Consider the following 21244-nt stretch of genomic DNA (forward strand, 5'->3'; position numbering starts at 1 on the left):
CTGATTTTGCAAAAATCATTGATAGCACCGCGATAGCGTCTCAATGAAACAAGACGTTACGGTTACTTGTCCCACAGCCTTTTCTGATTTACAGGGCATTTCTGCTTTTTTCGACTAATTACTCTAAAAACCGCTTTTCAGCGCCGAATTAATTTCTATTCTATGGGCATCGCCGGTCATGACCGATCCGACCGGCAGGGCTCAAATCGCTGCTAAAGGAGCAGGGCGATGGAGTTTTCGAGAAATTTCTGACGTACTGGAAAAGGACATCGTCCATGGCAAAAGGACAAGGCATCACCGAAATGTTGGGCATCTTTCCCTGCCTCACCCACGTCCGGCGAAGACGCCGGCTCAGTCCCGATGAACTGAAGCTGGTGGAGCGTTACCGGGAGCTGTCGGAGAGCGACCGGATTGCGATGCGGTATCTGGTGGATGCGATGAGGAGTGTTTCGCGGTTTTGAAGTGAAAAACCAAAGGGGCGGACTGTAAAGTTCGCCCCTTTTCCAATTTTTGAGATTTACCGGGGACGCTGCGCCTGTAGCAACTCAGGCATGTCCCGCCATTTCACCCAAGCCTGTTGTTGCCAGTGCAGCAGCGGCACGGTGACGCCGGCCCAATGCACCGAGCTCAGGCTCGGGCAGTTCTCCGCTGTTACTGAGCTGGTTTCCCGCAGGATGGGAATCACCTCATTGCTCAGCCATTGCCGCAGGTTGCGGTTTTCCGGGATGAAATGGTGAACCAGCAGCGCATACATGCCGGATTCGCTGACCATTGGCATCTCGACAACTTTGCCGTACTTGCGCATGCGGACGATGCGGCGTTGGTCGGGGTCGAGTTTGAGCGTGACGCGTGGGTTCAAGGGATGGCCCATCATGCGGCCCAGATCTTGAGCGCAGAACCAGGCTTGGTGATCGAGCAGGAAGGCGTGGAGGAAGCGGTTGTGGCGGGTGAATACGGTCGGGATGAAGTAAGGATGATCTTTAGAGGAATTTTGAGTTTGATTGGGCATTCGTCGACTCCAATATTGAGAATAGAGCCGCCACTCGAATGAGTGCGGTTGCGCCATTTTGACTTTGTTCCGGCTTCGACACCGGGCTGCTGACTTCGCTGCCGAAAAGAAGCGTATCGGTCAGGTGCTTATGGTGCCAAGCCCGGTTAATCGACGCTTGTTGTAGGAATCGAAGATCTTTCTCGAAGGTAGCATCTGTAGGAATTTCCTTTTTTTGCATGTTCTGCAGAGAGGAGGCCCCTGAGCCGCAATTTTTCCTATATTCATTCGAATCCACGGAACGAACCTTAGGTTTTCTTCCCGACGATCCAACCTGTGGCAGCTGTTTATCGTCAGAGCAAAACGCTTTAAAGCACTGCGCTGTCGTCCTTTAAATCGGTCGGAGTAGTCCTACGATCAGCGGCGGTTGCAGATCCCGAAACCAAGTATTACGTTGGTGTGGCGAGTAATACTCAAGGAGCATGACATGACGACAACCATGACGAGTAAGGGTCAAGTGACGATTCCCAAGCCAATCCGTGATGCCTTGCATCTCACGCCGGGCTCGGCGATTGAGTTCAGTGTCAATGAGCAGGGAGAGGTGGTGCTGCACAGTGCGAAGCCCGATGCAGGCAAAGCGAAAATTCCGGATCGATTTGATGCTGTTCGTGGCAAAGCCGATATCAAATGGCGGACCGATGATTTGATGGCGTTGCTTCGGGGTGATGATTAATGGTGTTGGTTGATACCAATGTGTTGATTGATGTTTTGGAAGACGACCCAGCTTGGGCTGACTGGTCTATCCAGCAACTTCGCGCTCAGTCTCTAATTCATGAGTTGGTCATTAACCCGATCGTCTATGCAGAGTTATCCCAGACGTTTTCAACGTTTGAAGCTCTGGATGGGGTGGTTAATCAGCTCGGCTTAGTCATGCAGGAAATCCCTCGACCTGCGCTCTTTTAGCTGGTAAAGCGTTCGTTCGTTATCGAAAGGTCGGCGGAGGAAAACACAATGTGTTGGCGGATTTTTTCATTGGTGCTCATGCGGCTGTAAAAAAACTACCGTTGTTGACACGAGACTCTAAGCGTTACCGCAATTATTTCCCCTCCGTCGAGTTGATTACACCTTCCTGATTTTTAGGCGCGTTTTTAAGTATCTTGGATTCGTAAATCGCCCCGGAAATATCTGAATTTCCGGGGCGACTGTGTTTAGCGACTCACCTTCCAAGCATCCCCAGCCGGCGCCTTCCCATGGTCATACGGCTTGCCGATCCACATGTAAACCAGCCCCAGCCCAATCACGATCACCGTGCTCAGCACCATCGCGTAGTTGATGTACCACGCCGCATCCGGCGTGCGTGGCCAGGCCATGTTGATGATTGCGCCGACGCCGTACACCAGCGCGCCGATGTTCACCGGCCAGCCCCAGGCGCCGAGGGTGAATTTGCCGCTGGGTTTCCAGCCCTTGCTGCGGGCGTACAGGGCGGCGAGGACGATCATCTGGAATGCGAGGTAGATGCCGACGGCGGCGAAGCTGACGATGGTCGCTACGGCGTCTTGCAGGAAGAAGCCGAGGGCGATGATCAGGCCGGGCAGGACGCCGGACACGAACAGCGCAGCAACCGGCACCTGGGTCGCAGGAGAAATCTTTTTCAGCAGTCGGCTACCGATGACCATTTCATCGCGGGCGTAGGAATACAGCAGACGACTCGCCGCCGCTTGCAGGCTGATGACGCAGGAGATGAAGGAAATCATCACCACGCCCATCACCACTTTCGAACCGAACGGGCCGAAGGCGTTGTTGAGGATGGTGGTGACCGGGTCCTTGTCGGTGCCGTTGATCACCGCTTGCATGTCCGGCACGGCAAGGATCAGCGCCAGGCAGGCGAACATCGCCGCGATGCCGCCGATGTAGATGGTCATGCGCATGGCCACCGGGATTTTCCTGCTCGGGTTCGGGGTTTCTTCGGCGACGTCGCCGCAGGCCTCGAAGCCGTAGTAGAGGAACATCCCCGCCAGTGATGCGGTGAGGAACGCCGGCAAGTAAGAGCCGTCGACCCGGATGTCGAATGTGTTGAACAACACGCTGATCGGCTGGTGACGCTCGAAAATCAGCAGGTACACGCCGACGATCACCGCGCCCACCAGTTCGCAGAGGAAGCCGAACATGGCAATGCGTGCCAGTGTTTGGGTGCCGCTGAGATTGACCAGCGTAGCGAACAATGTCAGCACCAGCGCAATGACGATGTTGGTGTTGTTGCTCGGTTCAAAACCCAGCATGGCCGCGAGGTACGGGCCGGCGCCGACCGCCACGGCGGCGATGGTCACGCACAGGGCGATGGAGTAGATCCAGCCGACCATCCACGCCCATTTCTTGCCCACCAGACGCCGCGCCCAAGGGTAGACACCGCCGGAAATCGGGAACTGCGAAACCACTTCGCCGAAGACCAGGCACACCAGCAGCTGACCGCAACCGACCAGCAAGTAGGCCCAGAACATCGGTGGCCCGCCAGCGGCCAGGCACAGGCCGAACAGGGTATAAACCCCTACGACCGGTGACAGATAAGTGAAGCCCAACGCGAAGTTTTCCCACAGGCTCATGCTGCGGTTGAAGTTGGAGGTGTAGCCCAGTTGGCGCAGTTGTTCGGCATCGCTGTCGGCAACGGCGGCTGAGAGATCGGGTGATGCACTCATGTGTGTCTGCTCCGTGAAATCGGCAGATTTCGGATGGCCGAAACCGTGGCGGGGCTCGGTGAGCGCCGCCCGGATCGGTAGTTATTGTCGGGTGTTTAATCCTGTTGGTGCGTATGGCCGGTTTCTGCCTTGAAGCCGGAGTTGACACCTTCGCGAGCAGGCTCGCTCCCACGGGAACTGTGGGAGGGCCGTCAGTGTGTCAGTGCTTGAACATCACATGTCGAACCGTGGTGTAGTCCTCCAGCCCGTACATGGACATGTCCTTGCCGTAGCCGGACAGTTTCTGACCGCCGTGGGGCATTTCGCTGACGAGCATGAAGTGGGTATTCACCCAGGTGCAGCCGTACTGCAAGCGCGCGGACAGACGATGGGCGCGTCCGACATCCGAAGTCCACACCGAGGACGCCAGGCCGTAGTCCGAATCGTTGGCCCATGCCAGCGCCTGGGCTTCATCGGTGAACCTGGTCACCGACACCACCGGCCCGAACACTTCGCGGCGGACGATTTCGTCGTCCTGTTGCGCGTCGGCCAGCACGGTCGGTTCGAAGAAGAAACCTTTGCCTTCGACAGCCTTGCCGCCGGTGATCAAACGGATGTGCGGTTGCGCCACGGCGCGCTCGACAAACCCGGCCACGCGGTCGCGATGCTGGGCGGTGATCAGCGGCCCCAGTTCGGTCGACGGATCATCCTGCAAGCCGTACTTGATGCTGCTGACCGCCGCGCCAAGCTTCTCGACGAACTTGTCGTAGATGCCTTGCTGGGCGTAGATCCGGCACGCGGCGGTGCAATCCTGGCCGGCGTTGTAGAAGCCGAAAGTGCGAATGCCTTCGACCGCCGCATCGATGTCGGCGTCGTCGAAGATGATCACCGGGGCCTTGCCGCCCAGTTCCATGTGCATGCGTTTGATGCTGTCGGCGGTGCCGGAAATGATGTTCGAGCCGGTGGCGATGGAACCGGTCAGCGACACCATGCGCACTTTCGGATGGGTCACCAGCGGACTGCCCACGCTCGGCCCACGTCCGAACACCAGATTGAGTACACCAGCCGGGAAAATATCCGACGCCAGTTCGGCCAGACGCAACGCGGTCAGCGGCGTTTGTTCCGACGGTTTGAGCACCACGGTATTACCGGCGGCGAGGGCCGGGGCGATTTTCCAGGCGACCATCATCAGCGGGTAGTTCCACGGTGCGATGGAAGCGATCACGCCTACCGGGTCGCGGCGGATCATCGAGGTGTGGCCGGGCAGGTATTCGCCGCCGGCCGAACCGCTCATGCAACGGCTGGCGCCGGCGAAGAAGCGGAACACGTCGGCAATCGCCGGGATCTCGTCGTTCAGCGCGGCGCTGTAGGGTTTGCCGCAGTTGTCCGATTCCAGTTTCGCCAGTTCTTCGCCATGGGCTTCGATGGCGTCGGCGAGTTTGAGCAGCAGCAGCGAACGGTCTTTCGGCGTGGTCTGAGACCATTCGGCGAAGGCGCTGTCGGCGGCGCGCACGGCGGCATCGACCTGGGCTTCGGTGGCTTCGTTGATTTCCACCAGCACTTCGCCGCGTGCCGGGTTGAGTACCGGTTGCGCCGGGCCTTCGCCGTTGACCAGTTGGCCGTTGATCAAGAGTTTGGTTTGCATGGGGTAGTCCTCTTTGAAGCAATTGTTATTTTTCTGAAGAAACCGGGTTTCATTGTGGGAGCGAGCCTGCTCGCGAAAGCGCCAGGTCAGTCGACATCAATATTGGCTGTGCCGGCTCCTTCGCGAGCAGGCTCGCTCCCACATTTCGTTCCGGTTTCTTCGGTTATTCGGTTACTTCCCGCCACTGCCCGCCACGCTCTCGCCACCCCGGGTCAGGTAGTAGGCACCGAGGATCGGCAGCATGGTCACCAGCATCACGAGCATCGCCACGACGTTGGTCACCGGCACATCCCGTGGGCGGCTCAACTGGTTGAGCAACCACAGCGGCAAGGTGCGTTCGTGGCCGGCGGTGAAGGTGGTGACGATGATTTCGTCGAACGACAGCGCGAACGCCAGCATGCCGCCGGCGAGCAACGCCGAGCCGAGGTTCGGCAGGATGATGTAGCGGAAGGTCTGCCAGCCGTCGGCGCCGAGATCCATCGATGCTTCGATCAAACTGTGTGAGGTGCGGCGCAAACGGGCGATGACATTGTTGTAGACGATCACCACGCAGAAGGTCGCGTGGCCGACGATGATGGTGAACATCCCCGGCTCGATGCCCAGTGTCTTGAAGGTGGCCAGCAGCGCGATCCCGGTGATGATCCCCGGCAGTGCAATCGGCAGGATCAGCATCAGCGAAATGCCCTGTTTGCCGAAGAAGTCCCGGCGGTACAACGCCGCCGAAGCCAGTGTGCCGAGCACCATGGCGATCAGCGTGGCAATGGCTGCGATCTGCAACGACAGTTTGATTGCTTCCAGCACGTCCGGCCGGGAAAACGCCACGCTGAACCAGTGCAGGGTGAAGCCTTTCGGTGGAAAGCTGAACGCGGCGTCTTCGGTGTTGAAGGCGTAGAGGAAGATGATCAGGATCGGGAAGTGCAGAAACACCAACCCGCCCCAGGCTGCGATTTTCAGGCCTAGAGAGGCATGCCCTTGTGATGAAGAGTCAGAGTGCATCGAAGGCCCCCAGACGTTTGACGATGGACAGGTAGATGGCGATCAGCACGATCGGCACCAGCGTGAACGCCGCAGCCATCGGCATGTTGCCGATCGCGCCTTGCTGGGCGTAGACCATGCTGCCGACGAAGTAGCCTGGCGGGCCCACCAGTTGCGGCACGATGAAGTCGCCCAGGGTCAGCGAGAACGTGAAGATCGAACCGGCGGCAATCCCCGGCACCGACAGCGGCAGAATCACCTGCATGAAAGTCTGGCGCGGTGTGGCCCCGAGGTCGGCGGAGGCTTGCAGCAAGGACGGCGGCAGGCGTTCCAGCGAGGCCTGGATCGGCAGGATCATGAACGGCAGCCAGATGTAGACGAACACCATGAACCGCCCCAGGTGCGAGGTCGACAAGGTACTGCCGCCGACCCCGGGAATCCCCAGAATGAACTGCAGAACCGGCTCCAGCCCCAGGTGCTGCACGAACCACTGCGCCACACCGCCCTTGGCCAGCAGCAATGTCCAGGCATAGGCCTTGACGATGTAACTGGCCCACATCGGCATCATCACCGCGATATAGAAAAACGCCTTGGTCTTGCCCGTGGTGTAGCGCGCCATGTAATAGGCGATCGGGAACGCGACGATGGCGCTGGCGATCGACACCACGACGGCCATGCTCAGCGTGCGCAGGATGATGTCGAAGTTCGATGGCTGGAACAGTGCGGCGAAGTTGGCCAGGGTCAGGTCGGGCGTGACCGCCATGGTGAAGTCGTCGAAGGTGTAGAAACCTTGCCACAGCAGCACCAGCAGAGAACCGAGATAGATTGCGCCGAACCACAGCAGCGGCGGCACCAGCAGCATCGACAGATACAAATTCGGTTTGCGATAGAGCAGGTTGGAAAACCTGCGCAACGGCGGCGATTGAGGGAGGGCGAGGGCGGTCATGTCACACCCCGCTCGCAGCGGTGTCGTGCAGCGCAATCATCGCTTCCCGCGCCCAGCGTACGCTGATGCGCTGACCGGTCTGGTGCTGCGCGCTGTTGTCGCCCCACTGATTGTTGGCCTGGCTGACGCTCAGGGTCTGGCCGTTATCCAGTTTCAATTCATAGCGCGTGGCGCTGCCTTGGTACTGAATGTCGTGGAGCAGGCCGCTGACTTCGATTTCATGGCTGGCCAACGGGCCTTCGGCGAAGCGCACGTGTTCCGGGCGGATCGAAAACGGCTGCGGATGGCCGCTGAGCTGGCGCGCCAGATCGCCGCGAATCACGTTCGAGGTGCCGACGAATTCGGCGACAAACGTCGTGCCGGGTTTCATGTACAGATTGCGCGGGGTGTCGACCTGCTCGATGCGGCCCTTGTTGAATACGGCCACACGGTCGGACATCGACAGCGCTTCAGTCTGGTCGTGTGTGACGAAGATGAAAGTGATGCCGAGCTGGCGCTGCAGCTTCTTCAGTTCGCTCTGCATCTGTTCGCGCAGCTTCAAATCGAGGGCGCCCAACGGTTCGTCGAGCAGCAGCACCCGAGGGCGATTGACCAGCGCACGGGCGAGAGCGACACGCTGGCGTTGACCGCCGGACAACTGCACCGGTTTGCGGGCGCCGTAGCCGCCGAGGGCGACCATGTCCAGCGCTTCTTCGGCGCGCTTGTGGCGCTCGGTCTTGCTTACACCTTTGACTTTCAAACCGTAGGCGACGTTGTCCAGCACGTTCATGTGCGGGAACAGCGCGTAATCCTGAAACACCGTGTTGACGTCGCGCTGATAGGGCGGCAGACCGGCAGCTTCAGCGCCGTGAATGCGGATCGAACCCGCGCTCGGTTGCTCGAACCCGGCGATCAGGCGCAGGCAGGTGGTCTTGCCCGAGCCGGAAGGGCCGAGCATGGAAAAGAACTCGCCGTCCTGGATATCGATGGAAACCCGGTCAACGGCTTTCACCTCGCCGAACTGCCGGGAAACGTTGGTGAACTGGACTGCAAGCGTCATGGTGCGGTGCTCCAAAAAGGCGAGGGCCGTCGCAGCGGCCCTGCCTGGACTTCTGAAAAACGAACAACGGTTATCTGTTGCCAGGTGAGATCGCGGTATTGGCGGTGACCGGGTGTGGGAGCGAGCTTGCTCGCGAAGACGGTGGGTCAGTCACCTGCAATGTTGGATGTGATACCCACTTCGCGAGCAAGCTCGCTCCCACAGGAACGATCGATTACCTGCCACCCATGATCGCAATGTAGTCCTGCGTCCACCGGCTATAGGGCACAAACTTCCCGCCCTCGGCCTGCGGGGTTTTCCAGAAGGCGATCTTGTCGAACTGATCGAACCCGTTGGTCTTGCAGCCTTCAGCCCCGAGCAGTTCACTGCCCTGACACGCCGCCGGAACCGCCGGCAACGAACCGAACCAGGCCGCCACATCGCCCTGGACTTTCGGTTGCAGCGACCAGTCCATCCACTTGTACGCGCAGTTCGGGTGTTTGGCTTCGGCGTGCAGCATCGTGGTGTCGGCCCAACCGGTGGCGCCTTCTTTCGGCACGGTCGAAGCGATCGGCTGCTTGTCGGTGATCAGGCCGTTGACCTGATACGGCCAGGCGCTGGACGCGACCACGCCTTCGTTCTTGAAGTCGCTCATCTGCACCGTGGTGTCGTGCCAGTAGCGGTGAATCAATTTCTGCTGGGCGCGCAGCAACTCCAGAACGGCCTTGTACTGCTCTTCGGTAAGCTGATACGGATCCTTGATCCCCAGCTCAGGCTTGGTGGATTTCAGGTACAGCGCCGCGTCGGCAATGTAGATCGGGCCATCGTAGGCCTGCACGCGACCCTTGTTCGGCTTGCCGTCGGGCAGGTTCTGATCTTCGAATACCACGCTCCAGCTGGTCGGCGCGGTCTTGAACACGTTGGTGTTGTACATCAACACGTTCGGGCCCCACTGGTACGGGGTGCCGTAGGTCTGTTTGTTGACCACGTACCACGGCGCGTCTTTCAGGCGCGGGTCGAGGGATTTCCAGTTCGGGATCAACGCGGTGTTGATCGGTTGCACCCGCTTGCCGACGATCAACCGCAGCGAGGCATCGCCCGACGCGGTCACCAGGTCGTAACCGCCCTTGGCCATCAGGCTGACCATTTCGTCAGAGGTGGCGGCGGTTTTCACGTTGACCTTGCAGCCGGTTTCCTTCTCGAAACCGGTCACCCAGTCGTAAGCCTTGTCGCTTTCACCGCGTTCGATGTAGCCGGGCCAGGCGACGATATCCAGCTGGCCTTCGCCGGCACCGACTGCCTTCAGCGGATCCGCCGCCTGAACGCCGGCGCTGGCCAGCAGGGCCGTGGTGATTGCACTGAGCAGTGCGGTCTTGTGCACGAACATGATGAACCCTCTTCTTTAAATTATGGTCGGGGCAGTTGTGAACGCGGTGGAGCATGCCGTCAGCGGCTTGTTATTAGCGTAGTCAGAGATGCTGGCCGTGGCGGGCCATGATGTGCCTCACCACGCTGTAGTCCTGTAGCGAATCGCTGGACAGGTCTTTGCCGTAACCGGAGCGTTTCAGGCCGCCGTGGGGCATTTCGCTGACCAGCATGAAATGGCTGTTGATCCAGGTGCAGCCGTATTGCAGGCGCGCGGCGACCTGCATTGCTTTGTCGAGGTTCTGGGTCCACACCGACGAGGCGAGGCCGTATTCCGAGTCGTTGGCCCAGTCCACCGCTTGCGCCAGTTCGTCGAAGCGGGTCACGGTAACCACCGGGCCGAACACTTCGCGCTGGACGATTTCATCGCTCTGTTTGCAACCGGCCAGCAGCGTTGGTTGATAGAAGAAACCTGCGCCAGAGTGCACCGCTGCACCGGTCACCCGTTCGATGTGTGGCTGGCCGAGGGCGCGCTCGACGAAACTGGCCACCCGGTCGCGCTGGCGGGTGCTGATCAGCGGGCCGATTTCGTTGTCGGCGTCACGCTTGCCGGCGAAGCGCAGGCTGCTGACCGCCGTGCCGAGTTCGGCCACCAGTTTGTCGTGAATCCCGGCCTGGGCGTAGATCCGGCACGCGGCGGTGCAATCCTGCCCGGCGTTGTAATAACCATAAGTGCGTACGCCTTCGACCACGGCTTTCAGGTCGGCGTCGTTGCACACGATCACCGGAGCCTTGCCGCCGAGTTCGAGGTGTGTGCGTTTGAGGGTTTTGGCGGCGGCCTGGAGGATTTTCTGGCCGGTGACGATGTCGCCGGTGAGCGACACCATGCGTACCTTCGGATGCCCGACCAGATGACTGCCAACACCTTCGCCGCCACCGCAGACAATGTTGATCACCCCACGCGGCAGGATCTCGGCCAGCGCCGGCGCCAGCGCCAGGATCGACAGCGGCGTGTGCTCGGACGGCTTGAACACCAGCGTATTGCCGGCGGCGAGGGCCGGGGCGATTTTCCACGCGGCCATCATGATCGGGTAGTTCCACGGCGCAATCGAGGCAACCACGCCAATCGGATCTCGGCGCACCATGCTGGTGTAGCCCGGCACGTATTCGCCGCTGAGCTGGCCGGTCTGGCAGCGCACGGCGCCAGCGAAAAAGCGGAATACATCGACGGTGGCTGTCAAATCATCCTGTCGCGCCAGGTGCAGCGGCTTGCCGCAGTTCAGGGCTTCGAGGCGGGCGAGGTGGTCGGCGTGTTTTTCGATGGCGTTGGCGATTTCCAGCAGGAAATTCGAGCGTTGTTGCGGGGTGGTGCGCGACCACTCGGCAAAGGCGCGGTGGGCGGCGAGGATGGCGGTTTCCACCTGCTCGGTGCTGGCTTCGGCGATCTGGGTCAGGACTTCGCCGGTGGCCGGGTTGAGGATCGGTTCGACAAAACCCTGGCCGGCGACCAGTTCGCCGTCGATCAGCAACGCGGTATGCATGTGGGTCTGCGCGCCAGCCATTTTGAGGGTTCTCTTTTCTTGCGTTTCTTTTTGTTTTAAAGGCATATCGCTCCCTTGTCCGGGAGCCGACCGTCTTATTGATGCTGCAAGACTAGTGCGCGGCTCCGGGGTCGACAAATTCTAAATATTGAAGGTGGCATTCGATTAAATAGATGGCTTGCGTCCGCCGTGGGGCTGCTCGCGGGCCACGGTCAGGAACGGATCGACCAGCGCGGGTCGCGCAGTGCCACGACGCCAGGCCAGGCCGACGTCGAGGGTCTGGCTGAGATCGGCAATCGGTCGTGCCTCGATGATGTCGCCTTCCAGCGACCATGGGCGGTAGGTCATGTCGGGTTGTATCGACACGCCGAGGCCCGCCGCCACCAGACTTCGCACCGCCTCTGTAGACGCCGTTCTGAGGGTGATTTTCGGTTGCAGCCCGGCGCCACGCCAAAGACGTTGGGCGTTGCGATCCATCTCGTCGACGTTCAGTTGAATCAATGGCTCCCGGGCGACATCGGCGAGGTTGATGCTGTCGTGTTCCAGCAACGGATGCTGGGCCGGCAGCCACAAACGGTGCGGCGAGTGGGTCAGCACTTCGGTCTGCAGGGCGTGACGGTCTTCGAGGTTGGAGAGGATCAGCACCCCGACATCGATCTCGCCGCTGACCAGCAGATGCTCGATGTACGGCCGTTCGTCCTCCATCACCCGGATTTCGACATTGGGATAAGCGCGCTGGAATCGAGTGAGCAAATCCGCCAGGTAATAACCGGCCACCAGACTGGTCACGCCAACGATCAACTGCCCGGCGACCTGATCGGTGCTCTGTTGCAGGCTGCGCTTGGCGTTGTCCACGGTGGCCAGAATCAGGTGCGCCTGGCGCAGGAACTGATGGCCCTGATGGGTCAGGGTCATCCCCTTTGCGTGGCGGTTGAACAGACTGACGCCGATTTCTTCCTCCAGTTGCTGGATGGCCAGGGTCAGGGTCGATTGGGAAATGAACGCGGTTTGCGCAGCGGCGGAGATCGAGCCGGTCTCGGCCACGGCGATGAAATGGCGGATCTGACGCAAGGTCATCATTGGAAGGTTTACCCGGTGGGCGGTTTTTATAGATTGCGTCGAGTGTATATCGATTTTTCAGAGGGGCGTTGCGAGCGAAGCTGCAAGCAAAGACGTGAGTCGTACGCCTGAGGTTCTACGGGGGCGATGCCGAGGCAGTGGGTTGCAGATCATCTACCAACGAATGACCGATCCGTCGCCCCTTTTTGCCATTACGTCACTGGCACGCCCCCTCCGGTTACTTGAAAGTCCCGATCCAGAGCCCATCCCGTTTCCAAGGGATGGGCCGGGCGCGGCAAACCGTCTTATAAATGAAACACCGCCCTCAGCTATACTCCCCCGCATTTCGACCTGGCTCCGAGGACTGACTGTGAAGAACTGGACGTTGCGCCAACGCATTTTGGCGAGCTTTGCGGTGATTATCGCCATCATGCTGTTGATGGTGGTTGTCTCGTATTCACGGTTGTTGAAGATCGAAGCCAGCGAGAGCAGCGTGCGTGATGACGCGGTTCCCGGTGTCTATTACAGCTCGATGATCCGCGGCAGCTGGGTCGACAGCTACTTGAAGACCCAGGAGTTGCTGGGGTTCAAGGAAGGCCAGGGCGTCAGTGCCGAAGACGCGGCAAATTACAAGGCGTTCGAGGCCAGGCTTCAGATGTTCATGGGCAGCTACCGCAATACGCTGTTCACCGACGAGGATCGCACCGAGTTCGCCGCATTCGAGAAGGATCACGACGATTACATGCAGATCCAGGATGTCGTACTGGACCTGCACAAACGTAATCAGGAAGTCGAAGCAATCAAGATGTTCAACGAGAAGTTGACTCCGGCGTGGATCAACGGCCGCATGAAGCTCAACGACATCATTGACGAGAACAAAAAGGTCTCCGAGCAGGCCATGAACGCTATCAATGATGCCGTGGCGGGTGCCAAGTTCAGCATGTTCGTTTCGCTGGTGGTGGCGGTGCTCGCGGCGGGCCTCTGTGGCTTGCTGCTGATGCGGGCAATCATGGCACCGATGAACCGCATCGTGCAGATCCTGGAAACCATGCGCACGGGCGACCTGAGCAGCCGTTTGAACCTTGAGCGCAAGGATGAGTTCGGCGCCGTGGAAACGGGCTTCAACGACATGATGACCGAGCTCACCGCGCTGGTGTCCCAGGCCCAGCGCTCGTCAGTGCAGGTCACCACATCGGTGACCGAGATCGCCGCCACCTCCAAGCAACAGCAGGCCACCGCCACTGAAACCGCTGCAACCACCACTGAAATCGGCGCCACCTCCCGCGAGATCGCGGCAACCTCCCGTGATCTGGTGCGCACCATGACCGAAGTTTCCACTGCCGCCGATCAGGCCTCGGTGCTGGCCGGTTCCGGGCAGCAAGGCCTGGCGCGCATGGAAGAAACGATGCACTCGGTGATGGGCGCGGCGGATCTGGTCAACGCCAAACTGGCGATCCTCAACGAGAAGGCCGGCAACATCAATCAGGTAGTCGTGACCATCGTCAAGGTCGCCGACCAGACCAACCTGCTGTCGCTGAACGCGGCGATCGAAGCGGAGAAGGCCGGTGAATACGGTCGCGGTTTTGCCGTGGTCGCCACCGAAGTGCGGCGGCTGGCGGATCAGACCGCCGTGGCCACCTACGACATCGAACAGATGGTCCGCGAGATCCAGTCGGCGGTGTCCGCCGGGGTGATGGGCATGGACAAGTTCTCCGAGGAAGTGCGTCGCGGCATGGCCGAAGTGCAGCAGGTCGGCGAGCAGCTGTCGCAGATCATCCATCAGGTACAGGCGCTGGCGCCGCGGGTGCTGATGGTCAACGAGGGTATGCAGGCCCAGGCCACGGGCGCCGAGCAGATCAACCATGCGCTGGTGCAACTGGGTGATGCCAGCAGCCAGACGGTCGAGTCGTTGCGTCAGGCCAGTTTCGCCATCGACGAACTGAGCCAGGTGGCCGTGGGCCTGCGCAGCGGCGTTTCGCGATTCAAAGTCTGATGAGCGAAATCACCGCCAGACGCAACGCTGCAGCCGTGGCGAAGCAGGCCTTGTTCTTGCTGTTTCGTATCGGCAGCGAGCGCTATGCGTTGCGCGCCACCGAAGTGGCCGAAGTGCTGCCGCGCCTGTCGTTGAAGCCGATTGCCCGGGCGCCGCACTGGGTGGCGGGGGTATTCGCCTATCGCGGTTCGGTGGTGCCAGTAATCGATCTGAGTGCCCTGACCTTCGGTCAACCCGCCGAGGTACGCACCAGCACACGTCTGGTGCTGGTGCATTACCGTGCGGACGATTCGCAGCCGTCGCAATGGCTCGGGCTGATTCTCGAACAGGCCACCGACACCCTGCGTTGCAACCCGGATGATTTCCAGCCGTACGGCCTCGACAATCGTCAGGCACCGTACCTGGGCCCGGTGCGGGAGGATGCTCGCGGGCTGGTGCAATGGGTGCGGGTCAACGACTTGCTGGATGAGTCAGTGCGTTCGTTGCTGTTTCCGACGCCGCCGCTGGACCCGAAGCGACTTGAGGAACAGCCATGAGCAGCGATCAGCGCTTCTTCGACTTCCTCAAGGAACGCATCGGTCTCGATGTCGCTTCGGTGGGGCCGGCGATTATCGAGCGGGCCGTACGCCAGCGCATCACCCTGTCGCAGACGGTCACGGCCGACGAGTACTGGCAAACGCTGCAAGGCTCGCGGGATGAACAGCAGGCGCTGATCGAAGCGGTGATCGTCCCCGAGACCTGGTTTTTCCGTTACCCGGAATCCTTCGCCACCCTGGGCAAACTGGCGCGCAAACGCCTGGCCGAGCTGAACAACATGCGGGCGCTGCGCATCCTCAGCCTGCCGTGCTCCACCGGTGAAGAGCCCTATTCGATTGCCATGGCATTGCTGGATGCAGGCCTCAAACCCCATCAGTTCAAGGTCGACGGCATGGACGTCAGCCCCTTGTCCGTGGACAAGGCGCGACGGGCGCTCTACGGCAGGAACTCGTTTCGCGGCCAGGAGCTGGACTTTCGCGAGCGGCACTTCCTGGCGGAGAACGAGGGTTATCGGGTGAATGAAATCGTCCGCGAACAGGTACGCCTGCAAGTGGGCAACGTGCTCGATCCGGCGTTGCTGGCCAACGAGGCGCCGTTCGATTTTGTGTTCTGCCGTAACCTGCTGATCTATTTCGATCAGCCGACCCAGCAGCAGGTATTTGCTGTGCTCAAGCGCCTGACCCATGTCGACGGCGTGCTGTTCATCGGCCCGGCCGAGGGCAGTCTGCTCGGGCGGCTGGGCATGCGTTCGATCGGCATCCCGCAGTCTTTTGCCTTCAGTCGCCACAGCGATCCGCAGCCCGAACCGTTGCCGGTGCCGGTCGCTGTCCCGACGCCGTTGCCCGTGCGCCAACCGGTGCGCAGTACGCCACCGCCGCCGGTGCGCAGTCGTCCGTTTGCCGCTGTGACGCCGATGCCCGTTACCGCCAACAGTACCAATCCCGACGCCGCGACCCTGCTGGCCCACATTGCCGCCCTGGCCAATGAAGGCAAAAGCCCCGAGGCCCGTGCCGCGTGTGAACAATACCTGCGCAGTCATGAGCCGGTGGCCCAGGTGTTCTACTGGCTCGGTTTGCTCAGCGATGTCGCAGGCTCTGCGCTCGAAGCCCAGGGCTACTACCGAAAAGCCCTGTACCTTGAACCGCAACACCCCGAAGCCCTGATGCACCTGGCCGCGCTGCTGCAGGCCCAGGGGGATGCGGCGGGTGCCAGACGATTGCAGGAGCGTGCCGCCCGCAGCGGTCGCACCGCCGACAGTGAGCGTAAACGATGATCCCGTCCGACACCTTGAACGTCACCCACGAAGACGCCCGGGCGATCGACGATTGCTGGAACCGCATCGGCATCCACGGCGACAAGTCCTGTCCGTTGCTGGCAGAACACATTCACTGCCGCAATTGCTCGGTGTACTCCGCCGCGGCCACGCGCCTGCTCGACCGCTATGCATTGCAGCAGGACGAGCGCGATCCGGTGGCGACCCAGGTCGAGGCCGAGCTGAAAACCCGTTCGCTGCTGATGTTCCGGCTCGGCGAAGAATGGCTCGGCCTGGCCACCCGCAGTCTGGTGGAGGTCGCGCCGATGCAGGTGATTCATTCCTTGCCGCACCAGCGTTCGCGGGCCCTGCTTGGCGTGGCGAACGTGCGCGGCGCGCTGGTGGCATGCCTGTCGCTGGTCGAGCTGCTCGATCTCGATAGCAGTGCTGCCCCGGTAACGGGGGCGCGGATCATGCCGCGCATGCTGATCATTGCGGCCCAAGGCGGCCCGGTGGTGGTGCCGGTGGATGAAGTCGATGGCATTCACGCGATCGACGAACGCATTCTTGATGCCGCCTCGCGCTCCGGGGCGCAGGCCAACGCCAAATACACCCGCGGTGTGCTGCCTTTCAGAGGTCGCAGCTTGCGCTGGCTGGATGAAGAACAGTTGCTGTCTGCCGTGACCCGGAGCCTCACATGACCCCCGAGCAAATGCGCGACGCCTCCCTGCTGGAACTGTTCAGCCTCGAAGCCGAAGCCCAGACCCAGGTCCTGAGTGCCGGGCTGCTGGCGCTGGAGCGCAATCCGACCCAGGCCGATCAGCTTGAGTCCTGCATGCGTGCGGCGCACTCGCTCAAGGGGGCTGCGCGGATTGTCGGCATCGACAGTGGCGTCAGCGTCGCCCACGTCATGGAAGATTGTCTGGTCAGTGCCCAGGAGGGGCGCCTGTTCCTGCGTCCGGAACATATCGATGCGCTGTTGCAGGGCACCGATCTGCTGATGCGCATCGCCACACCGGCCAACGGCCCGCTACCGGCGGACATCGATGCGTATGTGGCGTTGATGGGCAAACTGCTCGATCCGGCAGGGCCGGTGCTCGAGGTTGCCGCACCGGATACGCCGGCGATGGCCGAACTGCAGCTTGAGCCTGCGCCGTTGATTGAACCGGTGCCGGTTGAGGTTCCCGTCGAGACTCCTGCGGCGGAACCTGCACCCGCTCCGCGCAAGAGCAAACGCGCTGCCGAAGGCGGTGAGCGGGTGCTGCGGGTGACGGCCGAACGCCTGAACAGCCTGCTCGATCTGTCGAGCAAATCCCTGGTGGAGACCCAGCGCCTCAAGCCGCACCTGGCCACCATGCAGCGCCTCAAGCGCATGCAGAACAACGGCCTGCGGGCGCTGGAAAGTCTCAATGTGCATCTCAAGGAACATGCCCTGAGTCTGGAGGCTCAGGAAGCGCTGGAGGATGCGCGACGTCTGCTTGCTGAATCCCAGCAATTGCTCTCGGAGAAAAACGCCGAACTCGACGAGTTTGCCTGGCAGGCCAGTCAGCGTGCGCAAGTGCTGTATGACACGGCACTGGCCTGCCGCATGCGGCCATTTGCCGATGTGCTGTCCGGGCAGGTGCGCATGGTGCGGGACCTGGGCCGCAGCCTCGGCAAACAGGTGCGCCTGGAAATCGAAGGCGAGAAAACCCAGGTCGACCGCGACGTGCTGGAAAAGCTCGAAGCGCCGTTGACCCACCTGCTGCGTAACGCAGTGGACCACGGCATCGAAACGCCGCAGGAACGTTTGCTCAGAGGCAAACCCGAAGAGGGGTTGATACGCCTGCGGGCCTCGCACCAGGCCGGCCTGCTGGTGCTGGAACTGAGTGATGACGGCAATGGCGTGGATCTGGAAAAAGTCCGGCGCAGTATCGTCGAGCGTCAGTTGTCGCCGGCGGAAACCGCCGCGCAGTTGAGCGAAGAGGAACTGCTGAGCTTCCTGTTCCTGCCTGGTTTCAGCCTGCGGGACAAGGTCACTGAAGTCTCCGGCCGTGGTGTCGGTCTCGATGCGGTGCAGCATATGGTCCGCCAGTTGCGCGGCGCGGTGGTGCTGGAGCAGACGGCAGGCGAGGGCAGTCGCTTTCATCTCGAAGTGCCGCTGACCCTGTCGGTGGTGCGCAGCCTGGTGGTGGAGGTCGGCGACGAGGCCTACGCTTTCCCGTTGGCACACATCGAACGCATGTGCGACCTGGCGCCGGACGACATCGTGCAGATCGAAGGACGTCAGCATTTCTGGCACGAGGGGCGGCATGTCGGTCTGGTCGCGGCCAGTCAGTTGTTGCAGCGCCCGGCCAGTCAGAACAACAGCGAAACGCTGAAGGTCGTGGTGATCCGCGAGCGCGAGGCGATCTACGGCGTGGCGGTCGAGCGCTTCATCGGCGAGCGCACGCTGGTAGTGCTGCCGCTGGACGAGCGACTGGGCAAGGTGCAGGACATTTCCGCCGGGGCCTTGCTCGATGACGGGTCGGTGGTGCTGATCGTCGATGTCGAAGACATGCTGCGCTCGGTGGACAAGTTGCTGAACACCGGGCGCCTGGAGCGTATCGCGCGCCATGGCCGTCAGGGTGCGGAAGCGGCGCGCAAGCGGATTCTGGTGGTCGACGACTCGCTCACCGTGCGTGAACTGCAACGCAAGCTGCTGCTCAATCGCGGCTATGACGTGGCGGTGGCCGTGGACGGCATGGACGGCTGGAACGCCCTGCGTTCCGAGGATTTCGATCTGTTGATCACCGATATCGACATGCCGCGCATGGACGGCATCGAACTGGTGACGCTGCTGCGTCGTGACAACCGCCTGCAATCGCTGCCGGTGATGGTGGTGTCCTACAAGGATCGCGAAGAGGACCGGCGCCGGGGGCTGGACGCCGGGGCGGATTATTATCTGGCCAAGGCCAGTTTTCATGACGACGCCTTGCTCGATGCGGTGGTTGAACTCATCGGAGGAGCGCGGGCATGAAGATCGCGATCGTCAACGACATGCCTCTGGCGGTGGAGGCCCTGCGCCGGGCGCTGGCCTTCGAGCCGGCGCATCAGGTGCTCTGGGTCGCCAATAACGGCGCCGAAGCGGTGCGACTGTGTGCGGAAAATACGCCGGACCTGATCCTGATGGACCTGATCATGCCGGTGATGGACGGTGTCGAGGCGACCCGGCGAATCATGGCCGAGAACCCCTGCGCGATTGTCATCGTCACCGTCGACCGCCAGCAAAACGTGCACCGGGTGTTCGAGGCCATGGGCCATGGTGCGCTGGACGTAGTCGACACGCCGGCCCTCGGCGCCGGCGACGCCCAGCAGGCGGCGGCACCGCTGCTGCGCAAGATCCTTAACATTGGCTGGCTGATCGGCGAGAAGACTGCGCGCTCGCGGCCGGCCCAGAGCACGCCGCGCAGTTCGGCATCGCGCCAGCGACTGGTGGCGATCGGTTCGTCAGCGGGTGGCCCGGCGGCGCTGGAGGTTCTGCTCAAAGGCCTGCCGCGCAGTTTTTCCGCCGCCATCGTGCTGGTGCAGCATGTCGATCAGGTGTTCGCCGCCGGTATGGCCGAATGGCTGGCCGGCGCCAGTGGCCTCGACGTGCGCCTGGCCCGGGAAGGCGAGCCGCCGCAGGCGGGTGCGGTGCTGCTGGCCGGCACCAATCATCACATCCGGTTACTCAAGAACGGCACGCTGGCCCATACCGCCGAGCCGGTCAACGAGATCTATCGCCCCTCGATCGACGTGTTTTTCGAAAGCGTCGCCCACTACTGGAATGGTGACGCTGTCGGGGTTTTATTGACCGGGATGGGACGCGACGGGGCCCAAGGGCTTAAGCTCATGCGTCAGCAGGGCTATCTGACCATCGCGCAGGATCAGCAAAGCAGTGCCGTGTACGGCATGCCCAAGGCCGCCGCGGCCATCGATGCAGCCGTAGAAATCCGTCCACTGGAAAAGATTGCGCCACGATTGCTGGAGATTTTCCCAAAATGAACGTATTCATCCGCAATCCGGGCCTCCGCAGCACTCAGGTGACCGCCCATGAATGACTTACAGATCGATGACATCAAAACCGACGAGAACGCCGCCATGGTGTTGTTGGTGGACGATCAGGCGATGATCGGCGAAGCCGTGCGCCGCGGGCTGTCGAATGAAGAGAACATCGACTTTCACTTCTGCTCCGACCCACAGCAGGCTGTTGCCCATGCGGTGCGGATCAAACCGACGGTGATCCTGCAGGATCTGGTGATGCCCGGTCTCGACGGCCTTACGCTGGTGCGTGAGTACCGCAATCATCCGGCGACCAAGGACATCCCGATTATCGTCCTGTCGACCAAGGAAGACCCGCTGATCAAGAGCGCCGCGTTCTCCGCCGGGGCCAACGATTACCTGGTGAAACTGCCGGACAACATCGAACTGGTTGCGCGCATCCGTTACCACTCGCGCTCCTATATGACCCTGCTGCAACGGGACGCGGCGTATCGCGCCTTGCGGGTCAGCCAGCAGCAGTTGCTCGACACCAATCTCGTACTGCAACGTCTGATGAACTCCGACGGCCTGACCGGGCTGTCCAACCGCCGGCACTTCGATGAATACCTGGAACTGGAATGGCGCCGCTCGCTGCGGGACCAGAGCCAGTTGTCGTTGCTGATGATCGACGTTGATTACTTCAAGTCCTACAACGACACCTTCGGTCATGTCGAAGGCGACGAAGCCTTGCGCAAGGTCGCCACGGCGATCCGCGAGGCCAGTGCCCGACCGTCCGACCTGCCGGCACGTTATGGCGGTGAGGAGTTTGCGCTGGTGCTGCCCAACACCTCGCCGGGCGGGGCGCGGCTGGTGGCGGAGAAGCTGCGCCAGACCGTCGCCGCACTGAAGATCCCGCACAATGCACCGACCGAAGGTTCCAGCCTGACCATCAGCATCGGCCTGGCGACCATGGTGCCCGAGGCGGGCAGTGATTGCCGGTTGCTGATCTCGGCGGCGGATCGTGGTCTGTACCAGGCGAAGAACAACGGGCGCAATCAGGTGGGGATCGAATAGGGACGCAAGCCCCCTGTGGGAGCGAGCCTGCTCGCAAAAGCGGCCGCGCCGTCGACATCGATGTCGCCTGATGCACAGTCTTCGCCAGCAGGCTCGCTCCCGCAATCGATCAGCATCATGTCAAGTGAATCGCCTCAAGAGCCGCCGGACGGGCTGCCGTGACAGCTTGATTACGTTATACTCGCCGGCTTTCAAAAG

20 protein-coding genes are annotated in these 21244 nt (G+C 61.3%); 10 read left to right on the forward strand and 10 right to left on the reverse strand.

Annotated features, from left to right (window positions below; translation table 11 throughout):
• Nucleotides 1–275: 275 nt before the first annotated feature.
• A complete protein-coding gene (locus tag BBF94_RS14400) occupies nucleotides 276–461 on the forward strand; it encodes a hypothetical protein (RefSeq protein WP_065259662.1) in 186 nt (61 codons plus the stop codon).
• A gap of 56 nt (nucleotides 462–517) precedes the next feature.
• On the opposite strand, the gene BBF94_RS14405 is transcribed toward BBF94_RS14400, so the two are convergent.
• Nucleotides 518–1009 carry a BRO-N domain-containing protein gene (locus BBF94_RS14405; RefSeq protein WP_065259663.1) on the reverse strand — a complete coding sequence of 164 codons (492 nt, stop codon included), beginning with the start codon at nucleotides 1007–1009 and terminating at the stop codon, nucleotides 518–520.
• A complete protein-coding gene (locus BBF94_RS27980; protein ID WP_176704462.1) occupies nucleotides 981–1286 on the reverse strand; it encodes a hypothetical protein in 306 nt (101 codons plus the stop codon). Before BBF94_RS27980 ends, BBF94_RS14405 begins: the two co-directional genes overlap by 29 nt.
• A 189-nt stretch (nucleotides 1287–1475) precedes the next feature.
• Here BBF94_RS27980 and BBF94_RS14410 point away from each other — a divergent pair, with 189 nt between their 5' ends.
• Entirely contained in the window at nucleotides 1476–1721 is a 246-nt protein-coding gene (locus BBF94_RS14410; protein WP_065259664.1) for an AbrB/MazE/SpoVT family DNA-binding domain-containing protein, read from the forward strand.
• On the forward strand, nucleotides 1721–1951 hold the full coding sequence (locus tag BBF94_RS28075; protein ID WP_218060139.1) for a type II toxin-antitoxin system VapC family toxin: 231 nt from the start codon (nucleotides 1721–1723) through the stop codon (nucleotides 1949–1951). Before BBF94_RS14410 ends, BBF94_RS28075 begins: the two co-directional genes overlap by 1 nt.
• A 245-nt stretch (nucleotides 1952–2196) precedes the next feature.
• Here BBF94_RS28075 and BBF94_RS14420 read toward each other — a convergent pair whose 3' ends face one another.
• The 8 genes from BBF94_RS14420 to BBF94_RS14455 form a co-directional block, all read right to left on the reverse strand.
• A complete protein-coding gene (locus tag BBF94_RS14420) occupies nucleotides 2197–3681 on the reverse strand; it encodes an APC family permease (protein ID WP_065259665.1) in 1485 nt (494 codons plus the stop codon).
• A gap of 199 nt (nucleotides 3682–3880) precedes the next feature.
• A complete protein-coding gene (locus tag BBF94_RS14425) occupies nucleotides 3881–5305 on the reverse strand; it encodes a gamma-aminobutyraldehyde dehydrogenase (protein ID WP_065259666.1) in 1425 nt (474 codons plus the stop codon).
• A gap of 171 nt (nucleotides 5306–5476) precedes the next feature.
• Nucleotides 5477–6301 (reverse strand): ABC transporter permease, encoded by an 825-nt coding sequence (locus tag BBF94_RS14430; RefSeq protein WP_065259667.1) that lies wholly within the window; start codon nucleotides 6299–6301, stop codon nucleotides 5477–5479.
• Nucleotides 6291–7226: an ABC transporter permease gene (locus BBF94_RS14435; protein ID WP_065259668.1), complete on the reverse strand. Its 936-nt coding sequence runs from the start codon at nucleotides 7224–7226 to the stop codon at nucleotides 6291–6293. The genes BBF94_RS14430 and BBF94_RS14435 overlap by 11 nt, the downstream gene beginning before the upstream one ends.
• A 1-nt stretch (nucleotide 7227) precedes the next feature.
• Nucleotides 7228–8265, reverse strand: coding sequence for an ABC transporter ATP-binding protein (locus BBF94_RS14440; RefSeq protein ID WP_065259669.1), 1038 nt, complete (start codon nucleotides 8263–8265; stop codon nucleotides 7228–7230).
• Between the two features lie 214 nt (nucleotides 8266–8479).
• Nucleotides 8480–9631, reverse strand: a complete 1152-nt coding sequence (gene ydcS / locus BBF94_RS14445; protein WP_065259670.1) for a putative ABC transporter substrate-binding protein YdcS — start codon at nucleotides 9629–9631, stop codon at nucleotides 8480–8482.
• Between the two features lie 82 nt (nucleotides 9632–9713).
• Nucleotides 9714–11171 carry a gamma-aminobutyraldehyde dehydrogenase gene (locus BBF94_RS14450; protein ID WP_065259671.1) on the reverse strand — a complete coding sequence of 486 codons (1458 nt, stop codon included), beginning with the start codon at nucleotides 11169–11171 and terminating at the stop codon, nucleotides 9714–9716.
• Between the two features lie 144 nt (nucleotides 11172–11315).
• Nucleotides 11316–12230 (reverse strand): LysR family transcriptional regulator, encoded by a 915-nt coding sequence (locus BBF94_RS14455; protein WP_065259672.1) that lies wholly within the window; start codon nucleotides 12228–12230, stop codon nucleotides 11316–11318.
• Nucleotides 12231–12579: 349 nt separating this feature from the next.
• On the opposite strand from BBF94_RS14455, the gene BBF94_RS14460 reads away from it, so the two are divergent.
• From BBF94_RS14460 to BBF94_RS14490, 7 genes are read left to right on the forward strand one after another with little or no spacing between them, the layout of a single operon-like run.
• The gene (locus tag BBF94_RS14460) at nucleotides 12580–14202 is read left to right on the forward strand and encodes a methyl-accepting chemotaxis protein (RefSeq protein WP_065259673.1); all 1623 of its coding nucleotides are present in this window, start codon (nucleotides 12580–12582) and stop codon (nucleotides 14200–14202) included.
• Complete coding sequence (locus tag BBF94_RS14465; RefSeq protein ID WP_065259674.1) at nucleotides 14202–14738, forward strand: chemotaxis protein CheW; 537 nt, start codon at nucleotides 14202–14204, stop codon at nucleotides 14736–14738. Before BBF94_RS14460 ends, BBF94_RS14465 begins: the two co-directional genes overlap by 1 nt.
• Nucleotides 14735–16012 (forward strand): CheR family methyltransferase, encoded by a 1278-nt coding sequence (locus BBF94_RS14470; RefSeq protein WP_065259675.1) that lies wholly within the window; start codon nucleotides 14735–14737, stop codon nucleotides 16010–16012. The genes BBF94_RS14465 and BBF94_RS14470 overlap by 4 nt, the downstream gene beginning before the upstream one ends.
• The gene (locus BBF94_RS14475; protein WP_065259676.1) at nucleotides 16009–16692 is read left to right on the forward strand and encodes a chemotaxis protein CheW; all 684 of its coding nucleotides are present in this window, start codon (nucleotides 16009–16011) and stop codon (nucleotides 16690–16692) included. Before BBF94_RS14470 ends, BBF94_RS14475 begins: the two co-directional genes overlap by 4 nt.
• On the forward strand, nucleotides 16689–18989 hold the full coding sequence (locus tag BBF94_RS14480; protein ID WP_065259677.1) for a hybrid sensor histidine kinase/response regulator: 2301 nt from the start codon (nucleotides 16689–16691) through the stop codon (nucleotides 18987–18989). Before BBF94_RS14475 ends, BBF94_RS14480 begins: the two co-directional genes overlap by 4 nt.
• On the forward strand, nucleotides 18986–19996 hold the full coding sequence (cheB, locus tag BBF94_RS14485; RefSeq protein WP_065259678.1) for a chemotaxis response regulator protein-glutamate methylesterase: 1011 nt from the start codon (nucleotides 18986–18988) through the stop codon (nucleotides 19994–19996). The genes BBF94_RS14480 and cheB overlap by 4 nt, the downstream gene beginning before the upstream one ends.
• 48 nt (nucleotides 19997–20044) lie before the next feature.
• A complete protein-coding gene (locus BBF94_RS14490; protein WP_065259679.1) occupies nucleotides 20045–21046 on the forward strand; it encodes a response regulator in 1002 nt (333 codons plus the stop codon).
• Nucleotides 21047–21244: the final 198 nt, after the last annotated feature.

Source organism: Pseudomonas bananamidigenes (genome assembly GCF_001679645.1).
GTDB classification, from domain to species: Bacteria; Pseudomonadota; Gammaproteobacteria; order Pseudomonadales; family Pseudomonadaceae; genus Aquipseudomonas; species Aquipseudomonas bananamidigenes.